The 8,690-nt window shown below is 44.5% G+C and carries 9 protein-coding genes, 1 tRNA gene, 1 rRNA gene and 1 other RNA gene; all 12 read left to right on the top strand.

Annotated elements, in window-relative coordinates:
* Positions 1-123: 123 nt before the first annotated feature.
* Complete coding sequence (locus ACTWQL_RS23500; protein WP_443144792.1) at positions 124-1,416, top strand: homoserine dehydrogenase; 1,293 nt, start codon at positions 124-126, stop codon at positions 1,414-1,416.
* Positions 1,416-2,480 carry a threonine synthase gene (gene thrC, locus ACTWQL_RS23505; RefSeq protein WP_443144800.1) on the top strand — a complete coding sequence of 355 codons (1,065 nt, stop codon included), beginning with the start codon at positions 1,416-1,418 and terminating at the stop codon, positions 2,478-2,480. Before ACTWQL_RS23500 ends, thrC begins: the two co-directional genes overlap by 1 nt.
* Complete coding sequence (thrB, locus tag ACTWQL_RS23510; RefSeq protein ID WP_443144793.1) at positions 2,477-3,388, top strand: homoserine kinase; 912 nt, start codon at positions 2,477-2,479, stop codon at positions 3,386-3,388. The genes thrC and thrB overlap by 4 nt, the downstream gene beginning before the upstream one ends.
* Before the next feature lie 81 nt (positions 3,389-3,469).
* Positions 3,470-3,964: a tRNA adenosine(34) deaminase TadA gene (gene tadA / locus ACTWQL_RS23515; RefSeq protein ID WP_443144794.1), complete on the top strand. Its 495-nt coding sequence runs from the start codon at positions 3,470-3,472 to the stop codon at positions 3,962-3,964.
* Positions 3,965-4,036: 72 nt separating this feature from the next.
* Positions 4,037-4,129: transfer RNA gene (locus ACTWQL_RS23520), tRNA-Ser, on the top strand.
* Between the two features lie 90 nt (positions 4,130-4,219).
* Positions 4,220-4,485, top strand: an RNA gene (gene ffs, locus ACTWQL_RS23525) — signal recognition particle sRNA large type.
* 270 nt (positions 4,486-4,755) lie between these two features.
* Positions 4,756-6,486, top strand: coding sequence for a DNA polymerase III subunit gamma/tau (dnaX, locus tag ACTWQL_RS23530; RefSeq protein WP_443144795.1), 1,731 nt, complete (start codon positions 4,756-4,758; stop codon positions 6,484-6,486).
* 21 nt (positions 6,487-6,507) lie between these two features.
* The gene (locus ACTWQL_RS23535) at positions 6,508-6,822 is read left to right on the top strand and encodes a YbaB/EbfC family nucleoid-associated protein (protein WP_443144796.1); all 315 of its coding nucleotides are present in this window, start codon (positions 6,508-6,510) and stop codon (positions 6,820-6,822) included.
* Between the two features lie 238 nt (positions 6,823-7,060).
* Positions 7,061-7,657 (top strand): recombination mediator RecR, encoded by a 597-nt coding sequence (recR, locus tag ACTWQL_RS23540; RefSeq protein ID WP_443144797.1) that lies wholly within the window; start codon positions 7,061-7,063, stop codon positions 7,655-7,657.
* A gap of 21 nt (positions 7,658-7,678) precedes the next feature.
* Positions 7,679-7,900: a YaaL family protein gene (locus tag ACTWQL_RS23545; RefSeq protein WP_443144798.1), complete on the top strand. Its 222-nt coding sequence runs from the start codon at positions 7,679-7,681 to the stop codon at positions 7,898-7,900.
* 72 nt (positions 7,901-7,972) lie between these two features.
* On the top strand, positions 7,973-8,236 hold the full coding sequence (locus ACTWQL_RS23550) for a pro-sigmaK processing inhibitor BofA family protein (protein ID WP_443144799.1): 264 nt from the start codon (positions 7,973-7,975) through the stop codon (positions 8,234-8,236).
* Between the two features lie 379 nt (positions 8,237-8,615).
* Positions 8,616-8,690: ribosomal RNA gene (locus ACTWQL_RS23555) — 16S ribosomal RNA — on the top strand; the annotation flags it as partial.

Consider the following 8,690-nt stretch of genomic DNA (forward strand, 5'->3'; position numbering starts at 1 on the left):
AAGAAAACCCTTACATGAAAAAAGCCAAAAATCAACTATTGTCATAGGTCGGAATCTCCAATATAATGTCCTCTAATGAAAGACAAATGTATTTACTAGAAAAACAATAGAGAGGTTGGTTGGATGGAATCAATATCTGTAGGGTTATTAGGATTAGGCACAGTCGGATCCGGGGTCGTTAAAGTCATTGAAAGTCATCAGGATAAACTTATGCATCAAATCGGATGTCCGGTACAAATCAAAAAAGCTCTCGTTAAAGAGATCAATAAAGTGAGAGATGTAGATATTGATACCTCCATTCTCACGTTAGACCCCGAAGAGGTTCTTTTGGATCCGGAAATCGATATCGTTGTTGAAGTGATGGGAAATATCGAAGAGACAAAAGAGCATTTAGTAAAGGCACTCACTCATAAGAAACATGTCGTGACAGCAAACAAAGACTTGATGGCTGTTTACGGGCCAGAACTGCTTTCGCTTGCATCTGAGAACCAATGTGATCTCTTCTATGAGGCAAGTGTCGCGGGAGGTATACCAATTTTACGAGGATTAGTAGATGGCCTTGCATCAGACCGGATCACGAAAATGATGGGGATCGTGAATGGGACAACCAACTTCATTTTAACGAAGATGACAAAAGAAGGACGATCGTTTGACGATGTCCTCGCTGAAGCACAAGCATTAGGCTTTGCAGAAGCAGATCCTACGGCTGATGTCGGTGGACTGGATTCTGCCCGTAAAATGGCGATTCTCTCAACATTAGGATTCTCCATGAACATCGACTTGGATGATGTCAAATTGAAGGGCATCACAGAAGTCACGGAAGAAGATCTCCAATATGCAAAGCAATTCGGATATATCATGAAATTAATCGGATATGCACATCGTGAAGGGAACCGGGTAGAGGTGAGCGTTGAACCTGCATTGCTGGAAGAATCCCACCCATTAGCCTCAGTGAATGATGAATATAATGCGGTATACGTATACGGGGAAGCGGTTGGTGAAACGATGTTTTACGGACCTGGGGCAGGAAGTCTTCCGACGGCTACTGCAGTCGTATCTGACCTTGTTGGTGTGATGAAGAACATGCGCCTCGGTGTTAACGGTAAAAGCGCAGTAAGTCCTCAATTCCTGAAGCAGCTGAAGGACGACGAGGAAATCTATTCGAAGCATTTCCTACGTCTTCATGTAGAGGATGAGGTCGGTGTGTTATCGAGCATTACTTCGGTGTTTTCACAAAACGGGGCTAGCTTTGAAAAAGTACTGCAAAATCCTCTTGGAGAGGAAAAAGCCGAAATCGTCCTGGTGACTCATAAAACATCATTGAAGAGTTTTGAAAAAATCCTTGTGGAGCTGCGTGATTTGAAAGGTGTTCAATTTGTGAAAAGTACGTATCGTGTAGAAGGAGGAGATGCTTGATGAAACGATGGGGCGGTTTGTTATCAGAATTCCGATCCTTTTTACCTGTAACTGAAGAGACACCTGAATTGACTTTGAATGAAGGTAATACGCCCCTCATCAGGCTTGATACACTCTCAAAAGAGCTCGGTGTTGAACTTTTTGCAAAAGTGGAAGGGGCAAATCCGACTGGTTCATTCAAAGACCGCGGAATGGTCCTGGCGGTTGCGAAAGCGAAGGAAGCAGGGAGTGACACTGTTATATGTGCTTCGACAGGGAATACATCAGCTTCAGCAGCAGCCTATGCCGCCAGGGCTGGAATGAAATGTATCGTCGTCATACCAGATGGGAAAATCGCCCAGGGTAAACTCGCACAAGCAGTCATGTATGGTGCAGAAATCGTTTCGATTGAAGGAAATTTTGATGAGGCGTTAGAAATTGTACGTGAGCTGAGTGAAAAAGAAGCCATGACACTCGTGAACTCGGTTAATCCATATCGACTCGAAGGCCAGAAGACCGCAGCTTTCGAGGTGTGTGAGCAGCTAGGTGAAGCACCGGACATTTTAGCGATTCCAGTCGGCAATGCAGGGAACATATCTGCCTATTGGAAAGGTTTTAAAGAATACCACCAATCGAATAACTCAGGACTACCGAAAATGATCGGTTTCGAAGCAGAGGGAGCGGCTGCAATCGTCCATGACCGTGTTTTCGCTCAACCCGAAACCATTGCAACGGCAATCAGGATCGGTAACCCTGCCAGTTGGAAACTTGCTCTTTCAGCAGTAGAAGAGTCCACAGGGAACATCGATGAAGTGAGTGATCCCGAAATCGTTGAAGCCTATCAATTACTTGCCAAAACGGAAGGTATATTTGCGGAACCGGCCTCTTGTGCATCACTTGCCGGTATTCGGAAACGCCACGCTCAAGGCAAGCTTGATCCAGGTCAGAGGGTCGTGCTCGTATTGACAGGTAACGGACTGAAAGACCCAGTTACGGCGATGACAGAGAGCCCAGTACAGCCTGTCAAGCTCCCAAAAGATCCAGAGGTCGTTACGGAATATATCAAAGGAACTGTACAATCATGAAGAATTGGCGGATCAAAGTTCCAGCAAGTACAGCCAATTTAGGCCCAGGCTTCGATTCGGTTGGCTTAGCCCTTGACCGCTATTTGACATTGACTGTATCTTCGCATCATTTATGGGAAGTGAAAGCTCTCTCACCTTCCTTAGAGGAATTTCCGAGCGATGAAACCAACTTCATCGTGCGAACAGCATTAGACACGGCCAATGCATATGGAATCGAACTTCCCCCGTGTCTAGTCGAAGTGAAAAGTGATATCCCTTTGACAAGAGGCCTAGGTTCGAGTGCAGCGGCCATTGTCGCTGGTATTGAGTTAGCTGATACGATAGGAGATTTAGGTATACCCAAAAAGAAAAAGCTTGAATTGGCAGCGAAGTATGAAGGTCATGCTGATAATGTAGGAGCATCCCTTTATGGCGGGCTCGTCATCGCGTGTGAGACGGACGATGGAATCGAACTCCAACACATTGATGATTTACCTATATCCGTCATAACCGTGACGCCGAAAGAAGAACTGAAAACAGAAGAAGCCCGTGAAGTGCTTCCTGAGAAGATACATTTTTCAGAATCGGTCAAAGCAGGTGCAGTATCAAATGTCTTGATCGCAGCTTTATTGAAACAAGATTGGAAAGTTGCGGGGAGAATGATGAAAGGTGATTTCTATCATCAGCCTTATCGGAAACAGCTTCTCCCGCATTATGAAAAAGTCGAACAAATCGCCGATAAGAATGGTGCTTTCGGCGTGGCCTTGAGTGGGGCGGGCCCGACGATTGCCTGTTTTGTCGAGGAGGAGAAAGCCAACTGGCTGTATTATAAATTGCATCAAGCCTTACCACATATGCTTGTCCAGAACCTGAGTATCGATAATAAAGGCGCCGCCATCAAATCCTATGCACACGATGCAGCCTTATAATTCCATGAGGCTACTATTGTATTAATGACAGGTGTTAAGGTAATGTTGTGTATATAACCTTTGGTATTAAGGAGATATACAATGTACCAATCGATAGATGAAATGTTTATGAAAAAAGCAATCGAAATGGCACAAAAAGCTGCTTCTATCGGAGAAGTGCCGATCGGGGCCGTGGTTGTAAAAGATGAAGAAATCATTGCATCAGGATATAACCTACGTGAAACCGAACAGCGATCTGTCGCCCATGCTGAATTGATCGCGATTGATGAAGCATGTAAAGCGCTAGGAACATGGCGATTGGAAGGTTGCACGTTGTATGTCACGCTTGAACCTTGTCCCATGTGCTCAGGAGCAATCGTCCTTTCAAGGGTTGAACGAGTAGTGTATGGAGCCTGTGATCCGAAAGGCGGCTGCGCAGGAACCTTAATGAATTTATTGGACGAGCCAAGGTTCAATCACCAGGCGATTGTCACGTCCGGTGTATTGGAAGAGGAATGCGGTGAGATGCTTTCATCATTTTTTCGAGACTTGCGCCATAGAAAAAAGCAAGAGAAAAAGTCGGATCCCTTTACTTGATGGCTTGGTTAAATCGTGTTATAGTGTTTCTTGCTGCCGTCAAAACGGTGAGCATTTTCAGCTGTAAACGATGGAGGCGTACCCAAGTCTGGCTGAAGGGGACTGACTCGAAATCAGTTAGGGCGTTTGTGCGTCGCGGGGGTTCAAATCCTCTCGCCTCCTCCATTCAAATATTTTACAGTTGATTTTAAAGGCAATCGGGCGTATACTAAAAAGTGCGCATTTTGATTGCGCCTAACAATGTTATCAACTTTGCCGTGCTAGGTGGGAAGGTAGCGGTGTCCTGTACTCGCAATCCGCTATAGCGAGACTGAATCCCTTTCCGAGGTTAGCTGACGTAAGGCCTGCCGTTCGTAAGTGGTGTTGACATCCGGGTCCTGCGCAACGGAGCCCCATGAACCCTGTCAGGTCCGGAAGGAAGCAGCAGTAAGTGGGTCCTCTCTGTGTGCCGCGGGGTTGCCTGGATCGAGCTAACTGCGAGCGTAACGCTTAGGAAGGCTTTATCGAAGAAAGGTGCACGGCGTTAAACTTACATATTAACACTCATCCATAATGGGGTGAGTGTTTTTTCTATTGGAATGGTGAATTTTGCGATTCTATAAATAAGGTCCTCGTGCTTTTCTTTACATTTAAAGAAGTATTAAATACTTTCTTCAAGATAAGTGGATCTAAAGCTCAGCCTGCGCCAAAGGCTTGGCTTTGCCAAGCTTTCTTTATTTCTGCTTTGAAAAACCAGTCTGTAATCGATATAATAAGAAGGATGATTATTATCGAAAAAGGAGGGCGTGCGGATGGCTTATCAAGCTTTATATAGATTATATCGACCACAACAATTTCAAGATATGGTCGGCCAGGAACATATTACGAAGACCTTGCAAAATGCATTAGTACAGCAAAAGCTATCCCATGCCTATTTATTCAGTGGTCCACGGGGAACTGGTAAGACGAGTGCTGCCAAAATCATTGCGAAAGCAGTGAATTGTGAGAAGGCTCCCGTTGCTGAACCGTGTAATGAATGTGACGCATGTATCGGCATTACTAAGGGCTCTGTTTCTGACGTCATCGAAATTGATGCGGCTTCGAACAATGGGGTTGACGAAATTCGTGATATCAGGGACAAAGTGAAATACGCGCCAAGTGCGGTCGAGTACAAGGTTTATATTATTGATGAAGTACATATGCTTACGATCGGCGCCTTCAATGCCTTGTTAAAAACGCTTGAGGAACCACCGGCGCATGTCATCTTCATACTCGCGACCACAGAGCCCCACAAGATTCCTCTGACGATCATTTCAAGGTGTCAACGGTTTGATTTCAGAAGGATCACTAGTCATTCGATTGTCTCAAGAATGAAGACGGTCATTGATTCCCAAGGTGTACAAGTAGAGGATGAGGCCCTCCATCTTGTAGCTCGAGCAGCCGAGGGTGGAATGAGGGATGCTTTGAGCATTCTGGATCAAGCGGTATCCTATAGTGAGGATACTGTCACCACCGATGATGTTCTGGCTGTAACAGGATCCGTTTCACAATCTCTTTTGTCTGAATTGACGAAAGCATTTCAAGAGAATAATGTCATCGATGCACTCAAGCATATTGATCATTTGATGGAAAACGGGAAAGACCCAATCCGGTTCATCAATGATCTGATCTTTTATTACCGAGATATGCTGCTTTATCAAGCGGCTCCTAATTTAGAAGAAGTGCTTGACCGGGCGCAGGTCGACCAGGAATTTGCCGATCTTGCGCAGAAAATTCCAGGCGAGTGGATCTATCGGGTCATCGATGTTTTGAACAATGCACAGCAAGAAATGAAATGGACGAATCACCCTCGGATCCATTTGGAGCTGGCGATCGTGAAGCTCTGTCAAGAAGAGGAGCAACCGGCATCACAAAGCGTCTCCAACGATGTTGGCCCACTTGTCAATCGGATTGAAAAGCTTGAAAAAGAACTGCGTACGCTGAAAGAACAAGGAATCGCAAGTTCCTCTTCAACGACGCAGGCTGAACCCGAAGTGCAGAAACGGACATTCCAATCAAGGACGCCGAAATCGAAAGCGTCTACCGGTCGGATTAAAGAAATGCTAAAAGGCGCTTCCAAAAAGGATCTCCAGGTTTTCAGAGGAAAATGGGGTGACATCATGGAGCGGATCAAATCAAGGATGGTCAACGCCCATGCGTGGATGATCAACGCGACTCCAGTCGCTTGTTCGAATGACTCATTTTTGCTTGCCTTCCAGCATGAACTCCACAGTCAGATGGCAGTGAAGGATAATATCCGGGAATGCGTCGAATCCGTCGTATTTGAAACAATGGGTCGCCAAATGACAATGATGACGATCCTCGAGGAAGACTGGGAGAGTGTGAAACAATCGTACATCCAGTCACAACGGAAATCCGAGCCTGACGATTCAGAAGGATCTGACCCACCGGCGGATCAAGAACCACAGCAACAGACAGAAGACCCGATCGTTGATGAAGCTATCAAGCTCGTCGGTTCTGAATTTGTAGAAATAGAAGATTGATTTATAAAAGGAGGAAGTAAAATGAAGGGCAATATGAATAACATGATGAAGCAAATGCAGAAAATGCAGAAACAAATGATGAAAGCACAGGAAGAATTGAAGGATAAGACAGTTGATGGAACCGCTGGCGGTGGAATGGTAACAGTAACCGCAAATGGACATAAGGAGATCATTGATATCGTCATTAAAGAAGAAGCCGTTGATCCGGATGATGTTGAAATGCTACAAGACCTTATCCTAGCGGCTACTAATGATGCATTGAAGAAAGTTGATGAAGTTGTAAACAAAGACATGGGTCAATTCACAAAAGGAATGAACATGCCAGGAATGTTTTAAGATCTAAAGCAAAGCCAAGCCATAGGCGTAGGCTGAGCCATTAGTTGCACTTATACTGAAGGAAAGTATCTTATACTTTCTTCAAGTGTAATAAAGGGGCTGACCAAAATGAAAAGCGTCAGCCTCTTTTTAGACACTAACAAGAGCCTAAACCGTGCTCTAAAAGGATGACCTATGAATTAGCTCGTTGAGTATTTATAACCGGCGCCGGTCGTCCCTTTCACTAGGAGGAATTGCAGTGCATTATCCTGAACCGATCTCAAAATTGATCGATAGTTTCATGAAACTTCCAGGTATCGGTCCCAAAACAGCAGTACGGTTAGCTTTTTTTGTTTTAGAAATGAAAGATGACGACGTATTTGAATTTGGAAAAGCATTAGTCAATGCAAAACGGGATCTCACCTATTGCTCGAATTGCCATCACATTACCGATCGTGATCCTTGTATGATTTGTGAAGACACAAGCCGGGATCAAACGACAATTTGTGTGGTTCATGATTCCAAAGATGTCATCGCAATGGAAAAAATGAAAGAATACCGTGGGCTATACCATGTCCTGCACGGGGCGATCTCCCCGGTGGAAGGGATCGGTCCTGAAGACATAAAAGTAGCAGAACTCATCAAACGTCTGCAAGATGACACGGTCCAAGAACTGATCATGGCGACGGACCCGAATATCGAAGGTGAAGCGACAGCTATGTATATCAGCCGTCTGGTAAAACCGACTGGCATCAAAATAACGCGTATCGCCCATGGTCTGCCTGTGGGAGGAGATCTGGAATATGCAGATGAAGTCACATTATCTCGCGCACTGGAAGGTCGTAGAGAAATCTAATCCACGGAGGCGAGCAGCATCGTGTTCTTCAGTCGAAAAGGCCGACTACGTAATGAAGCTAATGAACGTCTGTTAAATTCTATCGAAACGATCCGGACAGAATGGCTGACAAAGAAAGATCTGATCGAAAACAGTGTAGAACCGTCAGAACAAGTCTTATATGAAGTGAAGTTAGCAAAAGCCAAGTATTTCTTTTTACTTCGAGAAGCAAAAATCCGGAATATCAGAACGAGAAGTTTTTAACAGCTTCCCGTTCTTTTTTTGTCCTCTTCAACATAATCATGGTTATGAGACAACCTGTAAGGAGGATATTGTATGGATCCGTTCTGGGTATTTGCGATCGTTTGCGGTTTGATTATATTGTTATTATTCATCGGCGCGCCGTTAAAACCATTACGATGGATCGGACAAGGGGTCATCAAGCTGGTGATTGGAGCATTGTTGTTATTTTTCCTCAATGCATTCGGAACGGCTATCGACCTTCATATTCCGATCAACATAGCGACGGCTTCTGTGTCGGGTTTTTTAGGCATACCTGGTTTGATTGCACTAGTAGCAATTCATAAAATCATACTATAGATGGATGTTTTGTCTTACTATAAAACTATGAAAGAGCCGGTTGAAATCTGGTTCTTTTTTCTTGGTTTAAAAATGCTTGCACCGGGAATGACATAGTGATATAGTTGTTCTTGCTGCTCTTGAAAAAACATTATATATCTATGAAAAAAAGCTTTGACAAGTTAGGCGTATGATGATATTATATTAAGAGTCGCAAGAAGACACCATAACTAAACAATCTTCGATAAAAGGCAGCGATTTCTGTCGCTATCATCGAAGTTAGCCCATCCATGGGCGAATCAGCTCTTTGAAAACTGAACAAAAGCCAAGCGTGAAACGGGTCTTTTTAAAAGAACCCTGATCAATTTTTAAGTTTTACATTAATGAGCAATCAAACACTTTATTGGAGAGTTTGATCCTGGCTCAGGACGAACGCTGGCGGCGTGCCTAATACATGCAAGTCGAGCGGACCAAC

The sequence above is a fragment of the Pseudalkalibacillus sp. R45 genome (assembly GCF_052246725.1).
Lineage (GTDB): Bacteria > Bacillota > Bacilli > Bacillales > Fictibacillaceae > Pseudalkalibacillus.

Bases quoted from the DNA above. Each gene is read 5' to 3' on its own strand.
- thrB (WP_443144793.1), top strand. From the start codon at position 2,477: ATGAAGAATTGGCGGATCAAAGTTCCAGCAAGTACAGCCAATTTAGGC.
- ACTWQL_RS23535 (WP_443144796.1), top strand. From the start codon at position 6,508: ATGAAGGGCAATATGAATAACATGATGAAGCAAATGCAGAAAATGCAG.
- ACTWQL_RS23500 (WP_443144792.1), top strand. From the start codon at position 124: ATGGAATCAATATCTGTAGGGTTATTAGGATTAGGCACAGTCGGATCC.
- tadA (WP_443144794.1), top strand. From the start codon at position 3,470: ATGTACCAATCGATAGATGAAATGTTTATGAAAAAAGCAATCGAAATG.
- dnaX (WP_443144795.1), top strand. From the start codon at position 4,756: ATGGCTTATCAAGCTTTATATAGATTATATCGACCACAACAATTTCAA.
- thrC (WP_443144800.1), top strand. From the start codon at position 1,416: ATGAAACGATGGGGCGGTTTGTTATCAGAATTCCGATCCTTTTTACCT.
- ACTWQL_RS23550 (WP_443144799.1), top strand. From the start codon at position 7,973: ATGGATCCGTTCTGGGTATTTGCGATCGTTTGCGGTTTGATTATATTG.